Source organism: Rhodococcoides kyotonense (genome assembly GCF_900188125.1).
GTDB lineage: Bacteria > Actinomycetota > Actinomycetes > Mycobacteriales > Mycobacteriaceae > Rhodococcoides > Rhodococcoides kyotonense.
The window spans coordinates 18,596-44,359 of sequence record NZ_FZOW01000031.1; the positions used below are offsets into that span (position 1 = coordinate 18,596).

General features: G+C 62.9%; 27 protein-coding genes. 11 read left to right on the forward strand and 16 right to left on the reverse strand.

The window, feature by feature from the left end; genetic code table 11:
- Positions 1–40: 40 nt before the first annotated feature.
- The 9 genes from CHB96_RS28140 to CHB96_RS28180 are packed head-to-tail and all read right to left on the reverse strand — an operon-like array spanning position 41 to position 9,384.
- On the reverse strand, positions 41–1,231 hold the full coding sequence (locus tag CHB96_RS28140) for a CaiB/BaiF CoA transferase family protein (RefSeq protein ID WP_089252592.1): 1,191 nt from the start codon (positions 1,229–1,231) through the stop codon (positions 41–43).
- Positions 1,228–2,691, reverse strand: a complete 1,464-nt coding sequence (locus CHB96_RS28145; protein ID WP_089252594.1) for a dihydroorotase — start codon at positions 2,689–2,691, stop codon at positions 1,228–1,230. The genes CHB96_RS28140 and CHB96_RS28145 overlap by 4 nt, the downstream gene beginning before the upstream one ends.
- 27 nt (positions 2,692–2,718) lie before the next feature.
- Positions 2,719–4,074, reverse strand: a complete 1,356-nt coding sequence (locus CHB96_RS28150; protein ID WP_089252596.1) for an FAD-dependent oxidoreductase — start codon at positions 4,072–4,074, stop codon at positions 2,719–2,721.
- Positions 4,071–4,703, reverse strand: a complete 633-nt coding sequence (locus CHB96_RS28155; protein WP_089252598.1) for an aspartate/glutamate racemase family protein — start codon at positions 4,701–4,703, stop codon at positions 4,071–4,073. The genes CHB96_RS28150 and CHB96_RS28155 overlap by 4 nt, the downstream gene beginning before the upstream one ends.
- An 11-nt stretch (positions 4,704–4,714) precedes the next feature.
- Complete coding sequence (locus tag CHB96_RS28160) at positions 4,715–5,419, reverse strand: ABC transporter ATP-binding protein (RefSeq protein ID WP_217900003.1); 705 nt, start codon at positions 5,417–5,419, stop codon at positions 4,715–4,717.
- Positions 5,416–6,138 (reverse strand): ABC transporter ATP-binding protein, encoded by a 723-nt coding sequence (locus CHB96_RS28165; RefSeq protein WP_176444548.1) that lies wholly within the window; start codon positions 6,136–6,138, stop codon positions 5,416–5,418. Before CHB96_RS28165 ends, CHB96_RS28160 begins: the two co-directional genes overlap by 4 nt.
- Positions 6,135–7,178 carry a branched-chain amino acid ABC transporter permease gene (locus tag CHB96_RS28170; protein WP_089252602.1) on the reverse strand — a complete coding sequence of 348 codons (1,044 nt, stop codon included), beginning with the start codon at positions 7,176–7,178 and terminating at the stop codon, positions 6,135–6,137. Before CHB96_RS28170 ends, CHB96_RS28165 begins: the two co-directional genes overlap by 4 nt.
- Positions 7,175–8,167, reverse strand: a complete 993-nt coding sequence (locus CHB96_RS28175; protein ID WP_089252604.1) for a branched-chain amino acid ABC transporter permease — start codon at positions 8,165–8,167, stop codon at positions 7,175–7,177. Before CHB96_RS28175 ends, CHB96_RS28170 begins: the two co-directional genes overlap by 4 nt.
- A complete protein-coding gene (locus CHB96_RS28180; protein WP_089252606.1) occupies positions 8,164–9,384 on the reverse strand; it encodes an ABC transporter substrate-binding protein in 1,221 nt (406 codons plus the stop codon). Before CHB96_RS28180 ends, CHB96_RS28175 begins: the two co-directional genes overlap by 4 nt.
- A gap of 248 nt (positions 9,385–9,632) precedes the next feature.
- On the opposite strand from CHB96_RS28180, the gene CHB96_RS28185 reads away from it, so the two are divergent.
- On the forward strand, positions 9,633–10,433 hold the full coding sequence (locus CHB96_RS28185; RefSeq protein ID WP_176444549.1) for an IclR family transcriptional regulator: 801 nt from the start codon (positions 9,633–9,635) through the stop codon (positions 10,431–10,433).
- Positions 10,430–11,269, forward strand: coding sequence for an HpcH/HpaI aldolase/citrate lyase family protein (locus CHB96_RS28190; protein ID WP_089252610.1), 840 nt, complete (start codon positions 10,430–10,432; stop codon positions 11,267–11,269). The genes CHB96_RS28185 and CHB96_RS28190 overlap by 4 nt, the downstream gene beginning before the upstream one ends.
- 49 nt (positions 11,270–11,318) lie before the next feature.
- Here the strand turns inward: CHB96_RS28190 and CHB96_RS28195 are convergent, their stop codons facing one another.
- On the reverse strand, positions 11,319–12,731 hold the full coding sequence (locus CHB96_RS28195) for an MmgE/PrpD family protein (RefSeq protein ID WP_089252612.1): 1,413 nt from the start codon (positions 12,729–12,731) through the stop codon (positions 11,319–11,321).
- Positions 12,728–13,540: a cyclase family protein gene (locus CHB96_RS28200; protein WP_089252614.1), complete on the reverse strand. Its 813-nt coding sequence runs from the start codon at positions 13,538–13,540 to the stop codon at positions 12,728–12,730. The genes CHB96_RS28195 and CHB96_RS28200 overlap by 4 nt, the downstream gene beginning before the upstream one ends.
- Positions 13,541–13,756: 216 nt before the next feature.
- Between CHB96_RS28200 and CHB96_RS28205 the strand changes: the two genes are divergently transcribed.
- Positions 13,757–15,058 carry an MmgE/PrpD family protein gene (locus tag CHB96_RS28205; RefSeq protein ID WP_141136595.1) on the forward strand — a complete coding sequence of 434 codons (1,302 nt, stop codon included), beginning with the start codon at positions 13,757–13,759 and terminating at the stop codon, positions 15,056–15,058.
- A 216-nt stretch (positions 15,059–15,274) separates the two neighbouring features.
- Positions 15,275–15,856, forward strand: a complete 582-nt coding sequence (locus tag CHB96_RS28210; RefSeq protein ID WP_089252618.1) for a phosphoribosylanthranilate isomerase — start codon at positions 15,275–15,277, stop codon at positions 15,854–15,856.
- A 66-nt stretch (positions 15,857–15,922) separates the two neighbouring features.
- Here the strand turns inward: CHB96_RS28210 and CHB96_RS28215 are convergent, their stop codons facing one another.
- Complete coding sequence (locus tag CHB96_RS28215; RefSeq protein WP_371829063.1) at positions 15,923–17,164, reverse strand: DUF3500 domain-containing protein; 1,242 nt, start codon at positions 17,162–17,164, stop codon at positions 15,923–15,925.
- Here CHB96_RS28215 and CHB96_RS30265 point away from each other — a divergent pair, their 5' ends adjacent.
- From CHB96_RS30265 to CHB96_RS28235, 4 genes are all read left to right on the forward strand, one after another.
- Complete coding sequence (locus CHB96_RS30265) at positions 17,165–17,674, forward strand: phosphorylase family protein (RefSeq protein WP_371829064.1); 510 nt, start codon at positions 17,165–17,167, stop codon at positions 17,672–17,674.
- A 91-nt stretch (positions 17,675–17,765) separates the two neighbouring features.
- Entirely contained in the window at positions 17,766–18,713 is a 948-nt protein-coding gene (locus CHB96_RS28225; protein WP_281254466.1) for an ABC transporter substrate-binding protein, read from the forward strand.
- A gap of 146 nt (positions 18,714–18,859) precedes the next feature.
- Entirely contained in the window at positions 18,860–19,165 is a 306-nt protein-coding gene (locus tag CHB96_RS30485; protein ID WP_176444550.1) for a GntR family transcriptional regulator, read from the forward strand.
- Between the two features lie 32 nt (positions 19,166–19,197).
- Positions 19,198–20,001 carry an SDR family NAD(P)-dependent oxidoreductase gene (locus tag CHB96_RS28235; protein ID WP_089252624.1) on the forward strand — a complete coding sequence of 268 codons (804 nt, stop codon included), beginning with the start codon at positions 19,198–19,200 and terminating at the stop codon, positions 19,999–20,001.
- Here the strand turns inward: CHB96_RS28235 and CHB96_RS28240 are convergent, their stop codons facing one another.
- Both CHB96_RS28240 and CHB96_RS28245 read right to left on the reverse strand, forming a co-directional pair.
- The gene (locus tag CHB96_RS28240; protein ID WP_089252626.1) at positions 20,002–20,406 is read right to left on the reverse strand and encodes a VOC family protein; all 405 of its coding nucleotides are present in this window, start codon (positions 20,404–20,406) and stop codon (positions 20,002–20,004) included.
- A 13-nt stretch (positions 20,407–20,419) separates the two neighbouring features.
- Entirely contained in the window at positions 20,420–20,776 is a 357-nt protein-coding gene (locus CHB96_RS28245) for a hypothetical protein (RefSeq protein WP_089252628.1), read from the reverse strand.
- A 115-nt stretch (positions 20,777–20,891) separates the two neighbouring features.
- On the opposite strand from CHB96_RS28245, the gene CHB96_RS28250 reads away from it, so the two are divergent.
- Positions 20,892–22,316 carry an MFS transporter gene (locus CHB96_RS28250; protein WP_089252630.1) on the forward strand — a complete coding sequence of 475 codons (1,425 nt, stop codon included), beginning with the start codon at positions 20,892–20,894 and terminating at the stop codon, positions 22,314–22,316.
- On the forward strand, positions 22,313–22,714 hold the full coding sequence (locus CHB96_RS28255) for a MarR family winged helix-turn-helix transcriptional regulator (protein ID WP_089252632.1): 402 nt from the start codon (positions 22,313–22,315) through the stop codon (positions 22,712–22,714). The genes CHB96_RS28250 and CHB96_RS28255 overlap by 4 nt, the downstream gene beginning before the upstream one ends.
- A gap of 8 nt (positions 22,715–22,722) precedes the next feature.
- Here the strand turns inward: CHB96_RS28255 and CHB96_RS28260 are convergent, their stop codons facing one another.
- Positions 22,723–24,615, reverse strand: coding sequence for a carbohydrate-binding domain-containing protein (locus CHB96_RS28260; RefSeq protein ID WP_089252634.1), 1,893 nt, complete (start codon positions 24,613–24,615; stop codon positions 22,723–22,725).
- Positions 24,616–24,928: 313 nt separating this feature from the next.
- Between CHB96_RS28260 and CHB96_RS30335 the strand changes: the two genes are divergently transcribed.
- Positions 24,929–25,198, forward strand: coding sequence for an FAD-dependent oxidoreductase (locus CHB96_RS30335; RefSeq protein WP_089252636.1), 270 nt, complete (start codon positions 24,929–24,931; stop codon positions 25,196–25,198).
- A 23-nt stretch (positions 25,199–25,221) separates the two neighbouring features.
- Here the strand turns inward: CHB96_RS30335 and CHB96_RS28270 are convergent.
- The coding region (locus CHB96_RS28270; protein ID WP_089252638.1) for an ATP-binding cassette domain-containing protein at positions 25,222–25,764 on the reverse strand (543 nt) is incomplete at its 5' end.

A 25,764-nucleotide genomic window follows, 5' to 3' on the forward strand; every position in this document is an offset into this window, starting at 1 on the left:
AGCGGGCTATACATTTTCGCTCACGAGCGGCGAAGCCGCCTTACACGACGCCGGCCTTGTGCAAGTCCTCTATCGAGTCTGCGTCGCAACCCAATTCGGCGAGAACCGCGTCGGTGTCCTCGCCGTGAGCACGACCCGTATGCCTGATGCTTCCGGGCGAATCGCCCATTCGCCACATCACATTCTGCATGCGCACCGGACCGAGATCCCCGTCCTCGACGGTCGTGACCATCTCGATTGCATTGACCTGGGGGTCATCGAGCAACTCGCTCGGCTTGTAGACAGGTGCAACTGCCGCACCTGCCTTCTCGAACTCCTGGACGACCTCGTCACGAGTGCGTTCGGCGATCCAGCCGCCGACGTAGTCGTCGAGCAGATCTGCATGCGCAGCACGCTGGCGGCCCGTCGCGAACCATGGTTCCTCGATCACTTCGGCGTGACCCACCAGCGTCAGCACTCGTTCCGCGATGGAGTTGGCGCTCGTCGAAATTGCCAACCAATGACCGTCGGACGTTTTGTACAGGTTCCGCGGCGCGTTGTTGCTCGACCGATTGCCCGTTCGCTCCTGATCGATCCCCAATTGGTCCGCGTAGATGATTCCGGGTCCCACCGCGGCCATGATCGGGCTCAGCAGATCCAGGTCGATGACCTGTCCTTTGCCGCCGTTGTTGGTGCGATGCAGAAGCGCCATCGACACTGCCGACGAACCGGCGATGCCCGCAAGGGAATCCGCCAGACCGAAGGCGGGCAACGTCGGTGGACCGTCCGCGGCTCCCGTCAGATGCGCGAACCCGCTCATCGACTCCACCAGCGTTCCGAACGCCGGCCGCGTCGAATACGGACCTGTCTGCCCGAAACCTGTGACGCGCAACAGAATCAGACCAGGATTGTTCTCCGACAACACGTCGTAACCAAGGCCCCAACGCTCCAGGGTGCCCGGCCGGAAGTTCTCGACGACGACGTCGGCCTCCGCTGCGAGCGACGTGAAGATCTCGGCACCCTGCTCGCTACCCAGATTCAACGTCATCGTCCGCTTGTTGCGGCTGATCATCGTCCACCACAGCGGGTGACCGTCCTTGTCCAACCCGTGCCCGCGCATGCCGTCGGGCCGGGTGGGATGTTCGATCTTGATGACGTCGGCACCGAAGTCACCGAGAATCTGCGCGACGAGCGGGCCTGCGAGAATCGTCGAGATGTCGAGGACCTTGATGCCCTCGAGCGGGCCGGTCACTTGTACGGACGGTGCAGGTAGCGGCCGGCGGGAGCACCGGACACGGCACCGTCGGCGAGTACACGCTGCCCGCGAACGAAGGTGTCGGTGACCTTGGCGCCCAACTCGAAGCCCTCGAACGGCGTGTACTCCTGCGTCGACTCGGAGTCCTCGGGACGCACGGTCCAGGTGTGGTCCGGGTCGACGAGCGCGATGTCCGCGTCCATCCCGACAGCAATGTCGCCCTTGCCCGGAAGTCCGTAGCGCGACGCAGGATTGAGCGACGTGAGCTCCGCGATGCGACGCCAGCTCAAGCCACGCTTGCGCCCTTCGCTGACCAGACCGGGCAGAAGGTACTCGGCGCCACCGAATCCCGACTTCGCCGCGAAGATGTCTCCGCGATCTTCGGCAAACTTCTTCTCGTCCTTGCAGCACGCGTGATCGCTGACGACCCAGTCGATGTCGCCCGCGATGAGGTGCTCCCACAGCGCCTCGACGTCCTCGCGCGGACGCAGCGGCGGGTTGACCTTGCCACCCAGTCCGTATGCCGTGTCGATGTCGGCCAGCAAGTGCCCGATGGTGACCTCGCGACGAAAGTTTACATGCGGGAACGCCTTTGCCATGCGCATCGCAGCGGTCAGTGCCTTGCGCGACGACAGGTGCAGCAGGTTGATGTTGGGCAGCTGGGTTTCGTCGGCGAGGAACGACGCGATCGTGACCGCAAGTCCTTCCGAATGCGGTGGCCGCGACGCGCTGTAGGCGGCGAGACCCTGCAGCGTGCCCTCTTCTTCGACGATCTTCGTGTATGCGCTCATGATCTCGGCGGTCTCGCAGTGCAACGACAGCGAGATGTGATCTGCTTTGTCGCCCAACTGTTCCCGGGCTGCCTGGATGCCGCGCATGACGAACTCGAAGTGCGCCAGGTCGTAGCGCTCGCCTTCCGGTGTCATGAGGAATTCGCTCTGGTCGCTCGAGCGTCCGTGCAATCCGTGACTACCGTAGAACATGAAGATCTTGAACGACGTCACGCCGTGGTCCTCGATGAGCGACGGGATTTCGGTGATGTGTTCCTTCGACATAGGCGCGAGGTGGTAGGCGTAGTCGACGTAGGGCCTGCCCTCGGTCGCCTCGAGCACCGTCGGGAACACATCTGCGTAGGAACCGCCCGTGTTCATGTAGTACTGACCGGTTCGCATGTAGGACAGCGATGTCGTGACGCCGCCCTGCACACACGCGCGTGACTCGGTCTCCGCATCCTCACCGAGGGAGTTGTAGATGCCCCAGTGCTGATGAGCATCGACCACACCTGGAAAAGCCACCTTGCCTGCGGCGTCGATGACGGTGTCGGCAGCGTCGGCTGGGATGTTCGCTTCGATTCGCGTGAACTTTCCGTCCTCGATCAACAGATCGAGGAATTCGCCGTCCTCGGGTGCGTCCGATCCGGGGCGTACGACTCGAGCATTGGTGATCAACGTGGACATCGAGAGATCCTTTCGAAAGGGAGAAATTCAGATGTAGCTGGCCGCGAGATACGCAAGTCCGAGGGCAGGTAGCAGGCCGTTGCCCGCGAGGTAGCCTGCGGCCCCGTGGCCGGAGATGCCGATCGCTGCACCACCGGAGGCGAACAAGCCGTCGATCGGTTCGTCGTCGGCGCGCAGTACTCGTGCGTGCTCGTCGACGACCAGTCCGCCTTGAGTGTGGAACAGCGCAGGAACGATCTTGATCGCCGCGTACGGTGCACCCAGGATGCGCTCGAAAGAGTTGCGCCCGAACGGATCCTGGCCGTCACCGCGAGCGTACTGCGCAACCGCCGCCAACTCGTTCTCGACGGCTTCACGCGGTAGACCGGTGGTCTCCGCGAGTTCTGCGGGACTGTCCGCCCAGACGGCCGCACCGGACTCGACGGTCTGCCGAAAATCGGTGAAGGCCAGGCACTTGTCGTAGATGACCCGATCGATGACGATCCACCCCTCCGAATCACGCTGCGCAGCAAGCTGTGCCGCGTATTCGGAGTAACCGGTGGTTTCGTCGCCGAACCGACGACCGTCGAGATCGAGGACGATGCCGCCGTGCATCACCGTCGCCCACCCGACCAAAGTCGTCGCCTTCTTCGACAAGGCCGCATGCCCCTGGTAGGCGTCGAGGTAGTTCGACTTCGCGCCGAGGCGGGCACCGATGGACAGCGCGTCGCCCACAGAATGTTCACTACCGTGGTATCTGGCCGACGCGATTTCCGGAATGTGGTCTGCGACGAGCGAGGCATCGGCCCCGTAACCATTGGTAGCCAACAGAACCGCACTGGTCGCGATCGACTCGGTAGTACCGTCGGGCAACGTCACGATCACGCCGTCGATCCCACCCTCTGCGTCGAGCGTGACGTCGGTGAGTCGCGCCGGAACCAGCATGTCGATTCGCGGCTCGTCCTGCACGGCTCGAACCAGATGATCGAGCAGCACACTGCCGTGCCGACCTTCCACGGTGTGGCACCGAAAGCTCGAATGTCCGGGATACGCGAAATCGGTCACTAGTTCCAACGGAATTCGCAGATGATCTGCAAGCCATTCGACCAGTGGCGCACTGACATTCGCGAGCGTCAGAGCCAGTCGCTCGTCGGCTGCGCCTTTGGTTTTGCGCATCACGTCGTCGACGAAGTTCTGCGGCGTGTCCTCTACGCCGGCATCGCGTTGCCAGCGCGAGCCCGCACCCGGAATCATCGCCGTCGACATCGCTGTGTTGTTGCCGCGCTTGAAGTGCTCACTCGCCTCGACGACGAGGACGTCCATGCCTCTCTCAGCAGCGCGCAGAGCGGCGACCAGGCCCCCGCCCGCGCCTGCGACGACGAGATCCGGACCGGTCTCGCTCATGCGACCGACCCAAGTTCGACATTCAGGCCGAGAAGACGCAGTGCCGTCGCTGTCGGATCCACGACGAGGGGTCGACGCGGAGGGTCGACGAGTTCGACGGCCGAACATGCATTGATGGCCACCGAACACGCCAGTCCCCGTGCATGCTCGGAGACCGCACGCCCCCACGCTGCCGTGTCGGCGATGTCGTGGACCTCCAGCCCGAGTACGTGAGTGGCTTCGGCGTCGAACCCGTAGAACGCCAGGCGACGATCGAGTTCGGCGGCGATGGCATCGTTGCGGGCCAATGCACCGACACGCTGCCCCTGCGATGCGTAGAACGAGGCCGTCAGCCGCGACAAGCCGTAGAGAGGTAGATCGAATTTCTCTGTGTCCTCGACGCACGGGTCCAGAACGCAGTCGGGCAGCAAGCCGTCGAACCCGGTGAGATCCGCGGCCCGGAATGCCTCGGCCAGAGCATCTTCCGATGCTCTGATGTCGGCTTCGGTGTTCAGAGCCGACGGAGCTACCGAGCCGATGTTGCGCAGTTCGACCGTGACCGATTTCGGCGACAGTTCGTCGTACCGTTGCTGACGTCGACGCAGTTCGGCTGCGTCGACGTCGATCGGTGTGAAGGCCAGAAGGTGCATGTGCAGGACTCCTAAATACCGAGATAAGCCGCTTTGACGCGGTCGTCGTGAGCAAGCTTTGCCCCGCTACCGGCCAACACGATCGAGCCGCTCTCGATCACGTAGGCGCGATCGGAGATTTCCAGAGCTTGAGCTGCGTTCTGTTCCACGATCAAGACGGTGACGCCCGTGTCGCGAATACGCACGATGGCCTCGAGGACCTGCGCTGCCAGTTTGGGTGCGAGGCCGACGGACGGTTCGTCGAGCGTGAGCACTCGCGGCCGAGCCATCATCGCACGCCCGATGGCGAGCATCTGCTGTTGTCCGCCCGACATCGTGTCGGCCCGCTGCTCTCGACGCTCGGCAAGGATCGGGAACAAGTCGAACACCCGGTCCAACGATTCCTTCACCGTACTTCGCTTCTGGGTGTAGGCACCCATTTCGAGATTCTCGAACACCGGAAGGCTACCGAACAACGCCCGATCCTGCGCGACGTGAACCAGCCCTTCTCTGACGATCCGGTCGGCGCGCATTCCGTGAACAGGAGTGCCGTCCAACAGAATTCGCCCGCCACTCGGTGTCACGAGCCCGGAGAGAGCACGAAGCGTCGTTGTCTTTCCCGCGCCGTTCGCGCCGATCAGCGAGACGATCTCGTTGCGTGCGATGGACATCGTCAGTCCGTGCAGAATCTCGAGCCGTCGATATCCAGCATGCAAGTCGTCGATGTCCAGCATCATGCGGGTGTCTCCTCACCGAGATAGGCCTCGATGACACGACTGTCCTCGATGACCGTCCGCGGTTCCCCGGACAGGAGCACCGCGCCTTCGTGCATGACGACGAGTCGCTCGGACAGAGCCATGACTGCCGCCATGATGTGTTCGACGAACAGAACCGTCTGACCTTGGCCGTGCAGGGTGCGCAACAGTTCGATCATGGGCGCGCGTTCTGCGGGGACCAGTCCGGCGAGTACCTCGTCGAGCAGTACGACACGTGGTTCCATGGCCAGCGCGCGAGCAAGTTCGAGGCGCTTCAGACCCGCCGTCGACATCGTCGACACCTTGCCACCGACCTGGTCGGACAGCTGAACGCGGTCCAGGACTTCCAACGCGTGCGCGCGAGCGTCCTTGCGCGAGCGGCGTTTGGTGAGCGCGGCGATGGTGACGTTCTCCAGCACCGACATCGATTCGAACGGACGCATCAGCTGGAACGTCCGCACGAGACCGTGGCGCGCGATCTTGTCGGCGGGCCAACCCGTGATGTCGGTGCCGTCGAAGATCACCCGCCCCTCGGTGGGCGGCTGTTCGCCGGACAGCAGCGAGAACAGCGTGGTCTTCCCCGCGCCGTTCGGACCGATGATTCCCAGGAATTCGTGTTCGCTGACGTCCAACGTCACGTCACGCACCGCGTGAATTCCCGAGAACGATTTGCTCAGGCCTTCGATGCTCAGCAGGCTCACCGGAACCACCTCTCACGAATCGTGCCGAAGATTCCCTTGGGGAGGAAGATGACGATGAGGATCAGGATGATCGAGTAGGTCGCGACGTCGAGACCGATCGTGCCTCCGAGGAAGTCGAGGAAGGCAGGCGGGTTTCGCATGAAGTCGTTGATCACCTCGGACAGAGGCCCGATGACGGCGGCGCCGAGCACAGGTCCCCAGATGGTTCCGATTCCGCCGATGACGGCCGGAACGATGGCCTCCACGGACACTGCCGAACCGAAAGCCTGCTCCGGCCCGACGAAGAAGTAGTACTGGGTGTAATACACGCCGGCGACAGCGGTGAGTGCGCAACTCGCGGCGACCGCGATCAGTCGGTACTTCATGGTGTTGATACCCAGAGACGCTGCAGCCGTTGCGTCGTCACGTACCGCCTGGACGAATTGTCCAGGCCGAGAACGCACGTAGAAGATCGTTCCGAGCACCGCCAGGGTCAGGATCACGAGCGGGATCCAGATGTAATTGGGGCTGCCTTTCTCGAACTGCAGCATCCACCACGAATCACGCGGCAGGATAGGCACGTTGAAGCCCTCGGTCTTGTGGAAGACCTCGAGATTCTGCACCAGGAGCAGGAACATCTGTGCGAAGGCGAACGTCGCCAGCGCGAAATACGATCCGGCGAGCCGATACCGAAGACACAGATACGCCAACAGGGTGCCGACGGTCGCCGCGATCGCTGCTGCCAGCACCATGGAGACCCATGGGGAGATGCCGTGATCGACAAGGAGGTAGGCGCCGGTGTACGCACCGATCCCGAAGAATGCAGCGTGGCCGAAGCTGAACATGCCGCCGAAGCCACTCATGATGTTCCATGCGACCGCCATGATGGCGAAGATCAGCGTGCGCACGGCGACTGTCTGCGCTTGTTCACCCAGCGCGAGGGGCAGAAGCGCAACGAGGACGAACACCACTGCCAGCGTGAGTAGTTGGCGTCGCAGCCACGTGTCCTTCAGTCTCGAATCCTCGGGCACCGGCGTCGGTGCTGTCACGGTTGCGGTCATCGGCGAGCTCCGTACAGTCCTTCGGGCTTGAGAAACAGAACGAGAATGAACACTGCGAACACCAGAATGAGCGAACCGGTGCCGGGTAGGTACAGCGCGCCGACCGTTTGCACGAGTCCGATCACCAGACCGCCGACAACGGCGCCGACGACACTGCCGAGACCACCGAGGACGACGATGACGAACGCCAGAATCGTGAATTGCTCACCCACGGAAGGCGTGAGGCTGGTGAACGGAGTCATCAGTCCCCCGGCCACCGCGACACACGCCGCTCCGATGCCGAAGGTGAGTGCGTACACGCGGCCGATATCGACACCGACGAGCTTGGCGCCCTCCGAGTTCGACGCCACGGCACGAATGGACAGGCCGAGGGGGGTGCGCTTGAGCACGGCAGTCAACGCGAACGCGACGAGAGCAGCGCCGACGAACGCGATGACTCGCGGCCACGACGCGACCGCACCCAAAATGGACAGGGAACCGTCGACCGGCGCCGCGACCGACTGGGGACGACCGCCGAAGATCATCAGCAGGACGTTGATGATCAGCAGCGACAAGCCCAGTGTGACGAGCAACGGACCGTCGTGGCTTCCGCTGACGGTGAGCTTGGTCAGCAATGCCGCCTGCACGATCATGCCGAACACGAACATCAGAGGAACCGCGATGATCGTCGCGAGGTAGACGGGCAATCCTGCGGTCGACAACGCGTAGACGACGTACATGGCCATGGTGAGCATGGCGCCCTGAGCGAAGTTGACGATCCCGAGTACACCGAAGATCAGAGTCAGCCCGACCGAGATCAAGGCGTAGACGCCACCCAACAGCAATCCCGACACGACGGACTGGGTGACCAACCCTTGGTCCTTACCGCCGACCAGGTAGATGACGGCCATGATGACGACGATCGCGCCTGCCACCGCGACCCCGGGACTGCGCCCCGAGATGCCGAGGAGACCTTTCGACGTCGTGGCCGAGGTGGTACCAGCGGTCACTGTCCGGCTCCGGCCGGGAACTGCAGTGCATCCGTGGCGAATTCCTCGGGGAACACCTGCAGAACCGAGCCGTCACGAACCTGCGTCACGATGACGGTCGCGTTCTTGTTCTGCCCGGTCTCGTCGAACTCGATGGGACCTGCGAACGCCAGCAGAGGATCGTCGATCGACACTCCGGCAATGGACTCTCGCAGCGCTTCCGGATCGCTGTCTGCTCCGCTTTCCAGCCCTTCGGCGATGACCTCGACTGCCTGGTACGACAGCATCGCGGCTGTCTCCATCGGGCGACCGAACTGCTGCTCGAAGCGGGCGCGAATGTCGTTGGTGCGCTCACTGGTCGCGTCGTAGTGGTAGTTGGCACTGAGCACGCCTTGTCCCGCTGCTCCGGCGTCGGCCGGGAAGGAACTGTCGTCGAACCCTCCGTTCGCAATCCCGTACAGTCCCTTGACATTCAGACCCAGCTGATCGACCGCGCGAGCGATGAGCAGCGAATCCGGGTAGTAGCCCGTTGCGACGATGACGTCGGGGTTGCTCACCGCAGCTTCGCGCACCTGAGTGGTGGCATCCGAGAAATTCGTTGCGGGGTAGGTGATTTCCTGAACCGACGAGATTCCTTGGTTGGCCGCCTCTGCCTCGAATGCGTTGAAGACGCTGTCTCCGAACGACCCCTCGATATGTAGGTAGGACACCTTGTCGATCGGCTGACCGGTCTGCTGCTCGATGGCGGCCAACGCCTTTGCACCATCGGTGCCCATGCTCGACGCATTCGGCTGAATGCGGAACGTGTACTGGTAACCCTGATCGAGGATCTTGTCGTCGACGGCGACGTCGATGACGAAGGGCACCCGAGACCTCTCGGCTACCGACGCGACGTTCTGCGTCACGTCACTCTGGTAGGTGCCGATCAACGCGACTGCACCGTCGTCGATGAGACGCTGCGCTTCGCTCTGACCGACCTCGGCCTTGCCCTGACTGTCGCCGGACAGCAGTTCGAGCTGTCGCCCGTCGAGCGCTGCGATGCCGCCCGCAGCGTTGATGTCGGCAACGGCAAGCGCCGCACCGTCGTTCATCAGTCCACCGACGCCGGCGAGTGCGCCGGTAGTGGGGTGCACCGAACCGATCTTGATCGCCCCCGAGTCGTCGCTTCCGGAGGACGAGCCGCATGCCGCCGCACTCATCACCACGGCGGCCGTCAACACGCCTACGAGCTTCTTCATTGTCGAGTCTGCCTTTCGCGCCCACTAGGCACCGAGTCGAATCATCCATGCGGCGCCTATGCGTTCCGCTGAGCGCACCAATTGAATGATGAAGGTTTCTTCTGAAGACGAGTATGGCACGCGACACGTTGTTAGAACAGGCTGTTTCATGACTTTCTTGTAAATCGTCCGGTTCGCCCAGCGGAACGGTAAGGTCTCTGCAATCCGGTGGACTACGAAGTTCGCACGTATCAGGAAGGATGACCCGCATGGTCACGCCGCCCAACTCCAGACCCCCGGTCGAGACATCGACGGGTACCGAGTCGGCAGATCGCGTCGCCGACGTGCTTCTTGCATTTGCGCAGTCCGATCGTGCACTCGGTGTCACCGAGATCGCGCGGCGGCTACAGCTGAGCAAAGCCGTGGTACACCGCATCCTTCAATCGTTGGCTTCGCGTTCGATCGTTCAGCCGATGGCGGGCGAATCGACGTACTCACTCGGACCTGCAGCGATCGGGCTCGGCACCAAGGCGTGGAGCCAACTGGACGTGCGCTCTATCGCCGCGCCTGTCTTACGCAAGCTTCGCGCGGAGACCAGAGAGACTGCGACTCTGTCCGCTCTCGTCGGCCACCGTCGCGTCTACCTCGACCAGTACGAAAGTCCCCAGGAAGTGAAGATGGTGGTCGAAATCGGACCGCAGTTCCCCTTGCATTCGGGCGCATCCAGTCTCGCGATACTTGCATTCCTGCCCTCCCATTTCGCCGTCGACGCAGTGCGGGAATTGCAGGGCAGTACAGCCGATGTCGACGAGGACGCGTTCGGCCATCGTCTCGAACGGATTCGGGAGGACGGTTACGCGACGTCCATCAACGAACGCAAGACCGGGGCAGCGTCCATTGCTGCGCCGTTCTTCGACGGTGCAGGACACGTTCTCGGATCGGTGAGCTCGTCCGGTCCCGCCTTCCGATACTCGGCGACTGCCGACGAGGAGCACACCGTCCATGCCCGCCAAGTGATCACTGCTGCACAGTCGATAACTCAGATACTCGAATCGCGGATCTCTCGATGAAACACCCTGTACCTCGCTCGTTCTTGTACGTCCCTGCCGTCAAACCCGCGCTCTTCGACAAAGCAGTTGCCGGTGACGCCGACGCGATCATCATCGATCTCGAAGATGCAGTTCCGCTGTCGCAGAAGGACAGAGCTCGCCGCGACGTCGGCAGATGGCTCGATCTGCGCACACCCACCGACACCGAAGTCTGGGTGCGGGTCACGCCGGAGTTCCTCGCGGACGATCTCGATGTGGCCGCCCGACTCGGTGTGAACGGCATCATGATCGCCAAGTGCTCGGTCGAGATTCTCGCACAGGCGGATTTGTCTCTTCGCGAGCTCGAATCCGCGCGTGAGCTCCCGTCGGTCGGGGTCATCGGGCTCATCGAGACTGCAAGGTCCCTGCGTTCGATAGCCGGTATGGCCGAATACGAACGAGTTCGAACGTTCGGCATAGGTGAAGTGGATCTTCTCGCCGACCTTCGCATCACACGTACGCCAGGCACGGCCGCGGTGATCGATGCACTTCGGCTACAGGTGGTGATCGACTGTGCGGCTGCCGGTACGGCGGCTCCTGTGGCTCCCACATCGACCGACTTCCGGGACCTGGAGGGATTCGTCGCGACCACGGCACGATTCGTGGACATGGGGTTTCGCGGACGAACTGCCCTGCATCCCAGCCAGATTCCGATCATCAACGACGCGCTCACCCCGACACGCGAGGACGTCACGCATGCGCTTCGACTGCTCGAGCTGTACGAACTCGCGGAGGGCGGGCCGACTGTCGACGACAGCGGGCGCTTCGTCGACGAGGCCGTCGTACGCGGAGCCAGAGAGATATTGGCGCGCGCCTAGCCCACTCGGCGTGGACAGTCCCGGGAGGGACTCTCCACGCCGCCTCGACTCAATGAAGATTCGTCAGCGGCGAAAGCAACTCGCCGACGTCGTTCAATCGAGGAAGTGAACGGCACTGCGCCGCAAGCACATCGACATCACCCTCCGGTAAGAATGCACCGGCGTTGGCCCGAAACTTCGCCGAGACCTCTCCGAACGACAGCGGACGTTCCGGCCCCCCACGCGTGGTGAGCACGTCCTCGACGACCGTTGTCCCATCCGAGAGCGTAGCGGTCAGGACTGCTGGAAACTGGTGCGGAAAGATTGCGTCGCACCGTTCGTCGGGAACCACGTCGACCTTGGCCATCAACGCTCTTCGTTCGTCCGACCGAGCCAACTCGTCCGTGTAGTCCTCGAGCGCAGCACCGAGACCGCCTCCACCGAGCAGTCCCACCACCACTGCGTACGGGCCGCTGAACTGAGCCATGTACCCCGTGTCGGGTGCTCGCTTGACGTCGATGGGTTCGCCGATGGTGCGCAGATTGGCGGCAGGCACACCGAGGGTCAATTTCTCGATATCCTCGGCGATGATTCCACGGCCACGCAACGCAGCACCTGCGTCGATCGCAGCGTGTGTGAAGTGATTCGCAGGGTACGGCTTGAAGAAGATTCCCGGAACCGCCCACGTCGAACCGAGACCGTCGACGATCTCCGATTCGCGTGGCGCTTCGTGAAGCCACGCCTGAAAGAAACCGAATCGACCCTCCAGCACCGTCGGCGGCCCTGTAATACCATGTCGCGCAAGCCCGGCCGCGGACAATGCAGAGTGCGCCGCCCACCCACAATGCAGTCGTTTGACGGTCCCGCCCGTTCGATTGGCCTCGATGATTCCCGACGCCATCGACGCGGTGATACCGAGGGCGTCGACGATCTGACTCTCCGGTGCGCCACCGATCACCGCGGCCGCGACGGCCCCTCCCATCGCTCCGCAGATGGATGTGGCGTGTTGGCCGTGTTCGAAGAAGACCGAGTTCTTCGTCTCTGGGTCGAAGCCTGCCATGCCCAGTCGCACACAGACTTCGAGCCCGATCGCGATACCGCGCACCAATGCTTTGCCGTCTGCGTCGTGCTGCTGTGCCGCCGCAAGCGCGGCAGGCACCACACTGGCGCTCGGATGCAGAATCGAAGGAAGGTGCGTGTCGTCGAAATCGAGCGAATGCGCCAAGACTCCGTTGACGAACGCCGCCAACGGCGCGGGAAGAGCCTCCTCGACACCGACTGCGCAGGCCTTCGCCGCGCCACCTTGTTCGGTCGCCCACGCGATCGCAGCGCGGCTGGTGTCGAGATCTGTTGCAGCGATTGCAATTCCGAGCGTGTCGAGTACACGCATTCCTACGCTCTCGACCACCTCCTCGGGTAAATCCTCGAAGGCCGTGGTGACAGCGAAGTGGGCGAGGCGCTGTGCAAGAGTCCGTTCACTCATGCCGACGTCACCGCCAGTGGCCGTACCGGGGATCCGGTTGCACCGAAGATGTTCAACGGAACGAGCAGGAAGGTGAACTCGTAGACCTTCTTCTCGGACAGTTCTTCGAGATCGAGCGCTTCGACGATGTAGATTCCACTCTCCACCAACAGGACTCGGTGCGCCGGAAGCAGGGCGTGCCCGCCGCCTGGAGCCAACCGCTCGAACGCGATGGTGTCGGCACCCGCTGCGTGAATCTTCCGCTGCGCCAACCACTGGGCGCCGGCCTCACTGACCCCCGGGACTCCTGACGGGCCCCCGACGTACGACTGCCCCTCGTCGAACAATTGGCCCCAGCCGCTGCGAATCAGGACGACATCGCCTTCCGCGACCTCGATCCCCTCCGCGTCGGCTGCTGCTTCCAGATCCGCGACGGTGATCTCGTATCCACCCTCGCACCGTCCGACTCCCAGGGCAGCCGGAACGTCCAACAGAACGCCGCGCCTCACCATCGGCGAGATCGTGTGCACACCGTGTTCGACGTACTTGCCGCCCAAGCAGGACTGGCCTGCATCGGCGCCACCGTGCAGTTTGCCGTCGTGCGACACGTGCGCCAGGGCATCGATGTGGGTGCCGACGTGTGTGCCGGTGGTGATCATGTCGTTCGCCGCGCTACCGCCGTCGGAACGAGTCATGTCGCCGTGTCGCCGCGGCAACGTGTGCCAGAACTGCGGGTGGTTGGGAGACTGCGGCATACCTACACGCAATTGCCTTCCCAAATCGACGATCTGAACCCCGGCCCGGACGGCCTGGAGGAGTTGATCGGACATTGCACGTCTCCTTCGCTTACATCCCAGATGCTTGTACCGATCTGTTGCCGTTCCGCTCACCGAAACATGAATATGAGCGAGGCTGCGGTAGGTACCACGGTATCATTGCAGCAAGTCCGGCCGATCAGCATTGACCAGGATTGATTCCGCACCTACGGTAATTCGGTGATCGAGAATCGATTGTTTCGTTCAGCGGAACACGCAGAGTATGTCGGTGTGCTTGCGCAGATGGTCTGCCGGCTGCGCGACGAATTCATGCCGTCCACACTCGCCGACAGAGCCGGCATCATCCTCCTCGACCTCTTCGGCGTCACTGTGGCCGGTGCACGCACCTCCGAAATGCAGTCGTTGCACTCTAGGTGGTTCGTCGAGCCCGGCCCATTCACTCCGCTCGGCACGACACTCGGTACGACTGCAATCACTGCAGCGGAGTTGGACGCGATCGCGTCGTGCTGCCTCGAACTCGACGAGGGCAACAAGTACGCCGCAGGCCATCCGGCTGCGCACGTCGTTCCTGCCGCGGTCGCCGCAGCACGAATGTCACCGACGCCGGTGGACGGTCGCGCATTCCTTGCAGCGGTTGTCGCGGGATACGAAGTCGCCGCACGGTTCGGACACGCACTCGCCCGAGATCCGAGGTGGCATACCCACGGCCACTGGGGCGCTACGGGCGCGGCTGCCGCTGCCGCGTCGATATGGGGTGCCGATTCCGAAGGTGTTGCTGCAGCAATCGATTCGTCATCCGCTTTGATTCAGGTCGCACCGTGGGAGGTGGTGCTCGACGGCAATTTCAGTCGAAACCTCTGGATAGCCGGTGCCGTACGAGCAGGCCTGGACGCCGCTCGACTTTCGACTGCGGGCCTGGTCCACAACCGTGGGGCAATCTCGCACAGCCTCGGCGACATCGTCGGGACTCTCGATCTCGACCGCCTCACAGACGGACTCGGTGACCGATGGCTATTGCTTCAGGGCTATTCGAAACAGCACGCGAGTTGCTCGTACACCCATGCCGCCGTGGACTCGGTTCAAAACTTGCGCACGGGAGCGCACTGGGAACCCGATGACATCGAATTGGTCGGTGTGCGAACGCATTCCCTGGCCACACCACTGTTCCGGCGCCACCCCAGCACACGACTCGGAGCGATGTTCTCGTTGCCCTTCGTAGTCGCCGCCGCCTTCGTTGCCGACGCGATCGACGTCGATGCGCTCGATCCGAACGGCCCAGTGTTCGCAGCCGCAGAGGAATTCAGCACTCGTGTGACGGTCGACGCAGCGCCCGAGCTCGATGCACTCCTCCCCCGGCTCCGGGCGGCCGAGGTGACAGTGACGTTTCGAAACGGCGACACGGTTGCCGCGACGACTTCGAACCCCATCGGCGACGTCGACCATTTCCCCTTCGACCACGCCGACATCTACCGGAAGATCGCCCGTCTCGTCGGCGACGACGTCGCAGGCACCCTCGCGGGGATCGTCGACCAGCTACCGGAATCCGACGATGTGGCGCGCCTTCTGTCATAGCGACTCGGGGAAGTGGGAATGCGAGCGAAATATCCTCCTCCATTTGGGATTCGAACCCCCTGCAGGAGGTTCGGATCCCAAAAGGAGGAGGATATTTCGACGTCCGACCGCCCACGTGCGCCGGAAGCGCCTCGATCAACTGCCTCGTGTGCGCTGCGGCGTTCTCTGCTGCCCACACTGCGCCGCCGATGCATCCAGGGTCGGTATCCTGACGCAATGACGTTCATCAAGCTCTGCGGATTTCGAGATCGATCGACCCTCGAAGTCGCGTTGGCTTTGGACGTCGACGCGATCGGTTTCGTGTTCGCCAAGAGCCCCAGGCAGATCTCCGTCGACGCGGCCCGCCCTCTTGTCGAACTGACGGCCGGCCGCGCAGAACCAGTGGGTGTCTTCAAGGGGGCCACCGTGCCGGAGATCCTGCAGACGGCATCCGACGTGGGGCTGAAGACAGTTCAAGTGCACGACCTCGCAAGTGGCGGCGATGTCGAAGAACTGCATCGGGCCGGGCTCACCGTGTACCGCGCCGTCTCCGCGGGTGCGGACTACACCTCGATCGGCGAGGACCGACTTCTCATCGACGGTTCGACGGCCGGTGCGGGTGAGACGTGGGAATGGGACCGACTCGACCGCCCGACGCGCCCGTGGATCCTCGCCGGAGGGCTCGGCGTCGACAACGTTCGTGAGGGTATTGCCGCCACGGGAGCGTCGGGCGTCGACGTCTCCAGTGGCATCGAGTCCTCCCGCGGAGTGAAGGATGCCGCGCTGATCGAAAAATTCGTCACCGAAGTCAGGCGGTAGCACCCGCATGGTTGGTCCGTGGTCAGCTGCCCCTGGGCCGCCACGGACCAACGATGCCGATCGGTCCTAAGCCGGCGGCGCGCCGGTGGCTCCACCGGGCCCTCCAGCCGGTCCACCGGCACCTCCGCCCGGCCCGGACGACGCTTGCTGCGTTGCGCTACCGGCGTAGTCGTTGGTCGGATCGCGGTAGATAGTGTGGACGTGGCCCCAACCCGAGGTGGTGACGCCCGCGACGTCGGCACCCGCCGAACCCTGCTGCGCGGCGAACTCGATGTAGACGTCCGGTCCGGAGATCTGGAAGTAGATGCCGTCGCCCTGACTCATGTCGTATGTCGTTGCGCCTGACCAGTTCACGTAAGTCGTGTCGAGCGTCGCCTCGATCTTCGCGAGCGCGTCGGATGTGGTCTCCTCGTCTGCAAGACCTGCCCAGTTGGCGATGACGTCGAGCAATAGCTGTTTCTGTTCGTCCGTGAGGTCGGCGCCGGAAATTCCTGTGCCGGTGGGGTAATCGCACGTGCTACCCGGTGCACACACCATGTTTGCCACCGAGGATCCCTGGTACAGCTGAGCTTTCTGCTCGTCGGTCAGGCTGTCATAGAACGCGAATGCACTGGTGTAGATGCCGTCGAACGGCTGCACCTCGTTGCCGTCGGCGTCGGTGTAGACGGCAGGCTGGATGCCCAGGTGCGTCGGCGCGAACGTGATGGAGTCGGCCGACCCGTCCATACTGGCGTTGATGCCCAGGTGATGTCCGCCGAATTGCACTTCCCACGCGCTCGTATCGGAGGGATCACCGAAGAACGCGATGTAGTACTGGCCCAACGAGTCTTCGGTCGACGTGCTGTTCTCGTGCAGGTACTCGTCGCCTCCCATGATGCCGGTGACCGTCTCGTACGCGTCGTCGCTGAGCAAGGCGTCGAGGACGTTCAACGCCGCGGCCTTCTGCTCGTCGGTCAGGTCCGCGAGATCGATTCCGGCACGCTCGACGAAAGTGACCGGGAAGTTCGACCACGACGTCGTCTTGGTCTCGTCGTCGTACGCATAGGTGACCTGCTCTCGCTGCGCGTCCGAGAGAGTCGCAAGAAAGGCTTCGGCGGCTTCGCTTGTGGCGGATATGGTTTCGGAAGTCGTCGACGCATCGGTTGCCGTCGACGACGCCTGGGATATGGAGACCTGCTGCGCAGCCGTCGTCGTCGACGCGGCGTCGGTGGCCTCGTTCGCACAACCGCCGAGAAGCAGTCCCCCAGCTATCACCAACGACATCGCGGCCGTCCGGCGCCGCATCTTTCCAAATCTCGGAATCTTCATGTGAAGGAAGATATTCACTGTTCCTGCAAGAACCCTGGGAGCCCGCTGGACGCCACCTGCGAGTTGGTGTCGTGCGCGCACGGATCGGCGCCGAGCCGCACCGACGACACATTTCACGACGACGACACCCACATCTCCTTCGCTGAGCCCTTTTGCCCGAACACGCGCCGAAGCATCGTCCGGATACTTCGCGCAGAGGGGTGGATCGTCAACGACGGCGGCACGATGGTTGCAATCCGCGGACCTCGCTATTCGACGCGGGCCGAGTCACGTTGGTATGCAGCGCAGGGATGGGATCTGATCAGTATGACGCCCTACCCCGAGGCAGCACTCGCCCGCGAACTCGACATCGCCTACACCTGCGTCGCACTCGTCACCGACCACGACGTCATCGGGGACACCCCATGGCCGGTCAACCAAAGCATCGTCGAAGAAGGGTTGGAAGCCAACACGTTACGGCTCCGCAAGGCACTACTCGAGGCCGTCGCCGCGGTAGCTGCAGGCCGATAGCCGGCCGCCCCGTACGGTCCGGCGGGGCGTCGGGCTCCCACCAACCGGTGTTATGCTCCCCTAACTTCAAGGCCGAGTAAAGGACGGGCAGTTGCGAATTCGGGTAGCGGTGACGAGCACGACGATAGGGCTTCTCGCGTTGAGCATGGCGGCATGCAGTAGTTCGGCCGAGCAGAACGATGCGGGCAGTTCATCCGTCACCATCGAGCACATCTACGGCAGCACCACCATCGAGGAGACCCCGCAGCGGGTGGTCACCCTGGGCGTTTCCGACGCCGACGCCGCGATCGCACTCGGAACGGTGCCCGTCGGAAACACCGGGTACTCGTTCTACGAGACCGGCCTCGGCCCGTGGACCGACGACGCGGTCGGAGACAGCCCCTTGACTCTGATCGAATCGGATTCCGAACCCAACCTCGAACAGATCGCGGAGCTCGCGCCGGATCTGATCATCGGTATCAATGCCGGATTCGACGAAGCCGTCTACGGCAAGCTCAGCGAGATCGCTCCAACAATCGCACGCCCAGCGGACACCGCGGCCTACACCGTCAGCCGGGTAAAGGCCACGGAGACCATCGCGACGGCTCTGGGCGTTCCGGAGCGCGGAGACGAATTGAACCGCGAGACAGCAGAATTGCTCGACAAGACAAAGGCAGAGCATCCGGAATTCGCCGGTAGGACCGGCGTTGCCGTACTGCCCTACGACGGCCAGTACGGAGCATTTCTCCCCGGAGACGCGCGTGGGCAGTTCCTGAACTCACTCGGACTGTCCATCCCCGACGCCATCACCAGCCAGGACACCGGCGAGAGCTTCTTCGTTCCCGTGTCGGCCGAGAACATCGGAATGCTCGACGCCGACGTCATCCTGTTCCTCGGAACAGACGAGAACATCGACGTCGTCGCCGAGCACCCTTTGTTCGGCACCCTGCCCGCTGCGCAAGAAGACAACATCATCGCGACGTCGATCGATCAGCGCGGGGCGATCACCTACAACTCGGTCCTGTCGATTCCTTACGCCATCGACACTCTGGTTCCGTGAATCGACAAAGGCTGATCCAATCCCCGTAACGCTCTGATGGCAAATTGATGGTTTCAAGACTGTTCGCCGTGGCCTCGAGTGGCCCAGAATGTGAGTTACTTCGTCGTTGTCGACACGATCGAAACTACTCGCAGGAGGCGAACGCCATGACAGACCAGCTTTGCCGGAGTACCGCCGACCCCCTGCGCTCGTACACTTCGCAGACCAAGCCGTCCTGGGTCCAGACGCTCACGCTGCGGCACTGGCATGCGGTCCCGGTCTACTTTCAGCTTGCGACGCAGCTTCGCGAACTTCACGAACGCGGCGTCATAGCATCCGGGGAGCTTCTCCCACAGTTGCACAGCATGGCTTCGTGGACAGGGGTCGGCCGGAAGACAGTGAGATCCGCTCTGGCAGTGCTGGAAAGCGACTGTCGACTGCACCGCCAGGGCAGCGACTTTCGATTCGCGTAGGTCTGCGCAACGGGCATGTCTACAGTCGATTCATGAGCACCGAACCCAACCCTCGTCCCGACGACGCGTCCGCCACCCGAAATGTACTGATCACCGGCGCCTCTCGCGGAATCGGTCGAGCTACCGCTGTTGCGTTCGCCGCTTCGGGACATCGCGTCGCCGTGCATTACGCGACGGGTTCGGATGCCGCCCGCGAAACGGTCGAATTACTCGACGGCACAGGACACATCACCATTGCCGGCGATCTATCGACGACGACGGGTGGCCCCGATCTCGTCGCCGAGGCCGTCGAACGACTCGGAGGACTCGACGTCTTGGTCAACAACGCGGCAGTCGGTCCCACCTCGACGAACAGCCACAACATCACCGACGCCTCGTTCGAGCAATGGGAGTCGCAGTGGCGAGAGATGGTGCAGGTCAATCTGATCGGTGCAGCTCACCTGAGTTGGGCGTTCGCGCGGCACCTCATCGACCGCGGTCGGCCGGGTGCGATCGTGCAGGTCGGTTCACGTGGTGCGCTTCGTGGTGAACCGGACTTCCCGGCCTACGGCGCGAGTAAAGCGGGCCTCCATGCGTTCGGCCAGTCGATGGCCATCGCGCTTGCACCCCACGGAATTTCGGTCACTGCGGTGGCGCCGGGGTTTATCTCGAGCGACCGTCAGCACGAGAAGCTGGCCGGACCCCAGGGCGACGAGATTCGCCGTCAGAGCCCGTTCGGTCGCGTCGGCACACCGGACGAAGTCGCGTCCACGATCCTCTATCTGGCATCGCCTGATGCGGCGTGGTGCAGTGGAACGGTTGTCGACGTCAACGGCGCGTCGTACCTACACCCATGACTACTTCGGCAGAACCACTTCGCCTTCGAGCCCGTCGGGGTCGCGGAAGAACAGGCTGAGAACAGGGCCGAAGTCGTTGACCCTTCCGTCGCTGGCGTCACGGTCGACCAACCGCCGTGCGATGATGTCGAACGCATCGCGCGACGCGGCTTGTAGTCCGAAATGGTCGAGCCTCCCGCGCCCCCACATCGGTGTCTGACGATCGGGCTCGCGGTTACCCTCGATGGTCACGACGTTGAGTTCGGTGTGCGGGCCGATGCGAATCGTCGTCATCGTCTCGTCATCCTTCTTACCGTGCGGCCGCGTCGGGCCGACCTCCGCGTCGAACACCGACGCGTAGAACTCACGCAGTCGGTCGATGTCGCCGGTGATCACAGCGATGTGATTGAGTCCGTCCAGGAGCATGGTCGACGCCCTTTCAGGCCTGGAGCGTCGCGACGATAGTGACCGCCCCGTCCGCATCCCGCGTGGCGACGGCGTGTGCGTCGTACGTCGTGTCGTTCAACGTCAACCGCATGGGCGCGCCCTCTCCGAGGAAATTGCGCCACCAGGTTTTCGCGTCGGGCATCACACATCCGATGATCACTGTGTCGCCTGTGCGCTTGTACCCGACGACCAGAGTGAACTCCTTGCCGGACTTACGACCGACATAGGACACCTCGGCCATGGATTCCTTCAGTTTCGCGCCGACAGGGCCACCGTGTCTCAACAGGGGCACGACCCCCTTGTTCACGACGTTCGCCATCGTTCTGAAGATCTGTCCACCGTCGACCATTTCGACTCCCTCTGTAGTGGTCCAGGATACGGCCGCATCCCGCGAAGTTGCGTGTACACCCCAACTAGTTCCATACTCGAGCTAATAGTTGTAGTACTACAAGTATTGGAATCAGATGACCGAGTTGACCAAGCGACACCGCTATCTGGTGTTGGCGATCTGCTGTATGAGCCTGTTCCTCGTCAGCATCGACAACACGATCGTGAACGTCGCACTCCCCTCGATTCGCACCGACCTGAACGCGTCGGTGTCGGGACTCCAGTGGATCATCGACGCGTACACACTCGTGCTGGCGTCGTTGTTGATGCTCGGCGGTTCGAGCGCGGACCGGTACGGACGTAAGCGGTTCTTCATGATCGGAACCGCCGCTTTCGTCGTCGGTTCGTTGCTGTGCAGCGTCGCCCCCTCGCTGGCCTGGCTCGTGGCGTTCCGCATGGTGCAGGCTGTGGGCGGATCGATGATGAACCCCGTCGCGATGTCGATCATCACCAACACGTTCACCGACCCGAAAGAACGCGCAGGCGCGATCGGCGTGTGGGGCGGCGTCGTCGGGATCTCGATGGCCGGGGGTCCGTTGATCGGTGGTGCACTCGTGACGTCCGCCGGGTGGCAATCGATCTTCTGGGTCAACGTTCCCATCGGACTGGTTGCGTTGTTCATGACCTGGAAGTACGTGCCCGAGTCCAAGGCCGCGCATGCACGCCGTTTCGATCCCGTCGGCCAGATCCTGATGATCGCCCTGCTCGCGAGTGTCGTGTTCACGATCATCGAGACACCCGCGAAGGGATTCACCTCTCCCCTCATCCTGGCGTCGACGACGGTTGCCGTGCTGTCGCTGATCGGATTCCTGTTCGTCGAGACGCGGCAGAAGGAGCCTCTCGTGGAACTCGGATTCTTCCGGTCCGTCCCCTTCTCGGGCGCGACGATCATCGCGGTCTGTTCGTTCGCGTCACTCGGCGGATTCCTGTTCCTCAATACTCTGTATCTGCAGGATGTGCGCGGGTATTCGCCGTTGCACGCCGGGCTGTACACGCTGCCGATGGCGTTGATGACGTTGATTCTCGCGCCGATCTCCGGCCGCCTCACCGGCTCACGCGGACCCCGAACTTCGTTGGTGGTGGCGGGAATCGGGTTCATCGTCTCGTCGACCATGCTGACTCGACTCGGACCCGACACAACGTTCGTATGGCTTGCGGTACCGTACATCGTCTTCGGGATCGGCTTCGGAATGGTCAATGCGCCGATCACCAACACCGCGGTGTCCGGGATGCCGCGCAGCCAGGCGGGCGTTGCGTCGGCGATAGCATCGACCAGCCGTCAGGTCGGGCAGTCCCTCGGTGTCGCAGTGGTGGGCTCGATAGTGACCGCCGGAATGGTAGGCAGCTTCGCGGACGGATTCGTCGACGCGGCCCGTCCTGCGTGGTTCGTGATGGTGGGTGCCGGTGCAGTCGTGCTGACGCTCGCGTTGGTGACGACCGGATCCTGGGCGCGAGGCACCGCGCAGCGCGTCGCCGATCGGGTACCGGAGGTGGTGTCGTGAACGCAGAGGACGTCTGGCGAGATCTGCGGACGCTGATGTTCGAGCAAGCCGACCCCCATGGATCCGTCGTCGCCGCAACGGGCGTCAGCTTCTTCAGATGCAAGCTGCTGCGACGGCTTCAGCCCGGCCCGATGTCCGCAGGCGAACTTGCCGAAGTGATCGGATCTGATCCCCCGTACGTGTCGATCACGTTGCGAGAGCTGGAATCTCGCGGCTATCTGGTCCGCACCGAAGACCCGAAGGATCGCCGACGACGCCTCGTGGAGCTCACCGGCGAGGGTCGCGAGATCGCAGCCCGGGCAGACCGTGCACTCGCGGCGCCTCCGGCGTCGCTCTCTGCGTTGTCCGACAACGACATTCATGCACTCGGTCAGATCGTGTCGTCGTTGCTCCGTTGACGAACCGGTCAGCGTTGCTGCTGGCAGCCCGTGTCGAACGCCGTCGCCATCTGGATGTCGGTCGACGTAAGGGTGGGCGCCAGGTAACGCAGTTTGCTGATGAGCGACTTCGGCAGCGCGTCTAGGGACATGGGATACGTGGAGCCGTCGTCTGGGCTTTGAGCGTAGATGGCGAAGTTCTCCGCACCGTCCGCGTTGAACCCGCCGTACGTCTGCAGCGCCTTGGCGACCATTTTCTGGAACGGAGTGAGGCCCAATGTGTCGAGGTTGATACTCGGGTCCAGCTGAATCCTGATCCCTTCCGGGACACCACCCGACACCGTGCCGTCCGATCGCGTTGCCGGATAGAAGAAGTCGGCAGAATTGTTGGGGATCGCGAAGCGAAGCGCATGGTCGATCACTCCGGAACTCACATCTTGCGGGGTGATCATACCGGCGACGTAGGACAGCTCGCCACCGGAATGTGCGGGCCCGCTCGCGTGAGCGCCCGAACCGGTGTACGCCGGGTACGTCGCCTGCGCGATCGCACTCTTGCTGCCGGCGTTGAATGCCTGGAACTCGTACAAGCAACCGTTGCTCTCGTCGATGATCGACAAGTGCGCGTCGGCATCCGGCGTCGGCCTGTAGGACGGCAGGTACGGAATGGTGATCGTCTTGTTCGAATTCGTCACTCGCACCGACACAGTAGGTGTTCCTGGAGGCGCTTTGTAGATTCCGGTCGACCATTGCGATGAGTTCACGTTGATCGCGTTGTTTCGGGAGTCGTTGGCGACCATGTTCCGCCAGGTGTCGCTGTTCGGATGCAGGATGGCGTTCGATGGAATCGGTTGGTTCCAAAAGGAGTTCGCCGCAAAGTAGTTGCCGTTGTTCGATGCCGGACTCGTGCCTGTCGGTGTGATCGAGAAATGCTGGTGACCGTTCCTGGTGGGGTTGGACACCGCGACCGACACCGAATGGATTCCTTTGGAGACGGTCGTCGTCGTGTTGTAACGGCCCCACGTCTGAGCCGGCCAATAGTCGATCAAAGTCTTGCCGTCTATCTTCGCCTGAATTCCGACGAACCCGGTCTGCGCATTGACGTTGTACGTGCCCGATGTGGGGAAGTTGATCGACCCCGTGTAGAGCACGGAGAAATTACCCGCGTTCACTCCGGCGGCGGGAGACCTTCCCTCCCATGTACTTCCGACCGAATACTCGCAGCGACTCGTGACCGGCGTGCCGGTCGCGGTGAGATTGTTGAAGTAGGTCGCCAGGTACATGTTCACGCCGCACGTGCCGGTATCGACCGGAGGCGCCGTCGTGGGCGGCGTAGTCGTGGTCGGGGGCACAGTGGTGGTCGGGGGCACAGTGGTCGTCGGCGGCCTCGTCGTCGTCGGAGCCACAGTGGTCGTCGGCGGCTTCGTCGTCGTCGGAGGTGTGGTGGTCGTAGGTGTCGTCGCGCCTACTGCGGTCACCGAGCCGATGTACGCGTTGCGGTCACAGGACCCGTAGCGATAGTCGTTTGCGAAGGTGATTGCGACAGAGTGACTTCCAGCGGTGAGAGATGTCCGATACGTGTAGTCGGCCCATCCACTGGACAACGCTGTACTTCCCACCGATTTACCGTCGACCTTCACCGTTACTCTCGCCGCACCCAGGCAGCTGTCACCGCGAGCTCGCAGCGTCAGTCGGGTCGCTGCAGGGGTGGTCAGTTGTGTCGTCGCCGTCGACTCGGACCACATGCCGAGGGTCCGCCCGCCCGGCGCTGCGGACTCGTCGAACATCGCTCCCGCCGTCGGTGGTGACAGCACGAAGGCCGATGCCACTGCAGTGCCGGTTTGCGCCACGGCCTGCGATGGATGGATCAGCGCGCCCGCAAGGACAGTCAACACAGCAAAAGGGACCAGTGCAGAACGGTTCATCAACCCGCCTCGGTAGGGAGATCCCAATAGCACCATGAACCCCACTAGTTCACAATGTGCACAGAGTTTGTCTTCCGCGGCTTTAGGAACCGAGCGGTTGCTCTTCCTGGAAATACCGGCATTCGGCTTGGTACCGACGAATAACCGAGACACGCGTCGTTGTTCAGAACGATTGTCGTGCTTAGCAATTCGAACCACTTGTCGGTAACGACCGCCACGCCCGCTCCGACAACGTTCCCGATTCGCGACGTGCGGCCGTACGGTAGACCGCACAGAAGTCGATTTCACTGCACTCGATTAACGAAGATGCGCGATGGAGCGAGACACGACAGTTCGTGTCATGGGCGCCGGGTTGGCCGGACTGACGGCAGCCCGAGAGCTGCAGCGTCGGGGTATCGACGTTCTGGTCGAGGAGGCGGCCGACCGAGCAGGTGGCCGGGCGACGAGCGAAACGACCGGATGCACGGCACCTCGACCACCGAGGTACAGAACGTCGGCAGGAGTTACTTCTCGGGATTCTCCCGAACGTCGGTCGTTCCGTCGTCGCGCAGATCTACTCGAATCGCACTTTCGGCACCTGTAGGTCCTTAGGCATCGCGGAGCGCATTATCGGCGGAGTTCGTGGGTGAGGGTGTCGAGTTCGTCGCCGCCTGCCATTTCGCGGGTCAGGTCGTCGAGGCTGATCTCGTCGTAGGTGCAGTCCAGTTTCTGCTTGCCGCGGTTCAGCAGCACGAAATGGTCTCCGACCATGTACGCGTGGTGCGGGTTGTGGGTGATGAACACGACCCCGAACCCTTGTTCCTTGGCAGCGGAGATGTAGCGCAGCACCATCCCGGACTGCTTCACACCGAGTGCAGCCGTCGGCTCGTCGAGGATCAGCACGCGGGCACCGAAGAAGATCGCACGCGCGATCGCCACACACTGACGCTGACCACCGGACAGTGATCCGATGGGGGCGTCGACGTCGGGCAGATCGATGCCCATCTTGTGGAGCTCTTCGATGGTGGTGGCGCGCATCGCGGTCGCATCCAGGGTTTTGAACGGGCCTTTGCGGAGTTCCTGGCCGAGGAAGAAGTTGCGCCACACCGGCATCAACGACACCACCGCGAGGTCTTGGTAGACGGTGGCGATGCCTTTGCCGAGTGCGTC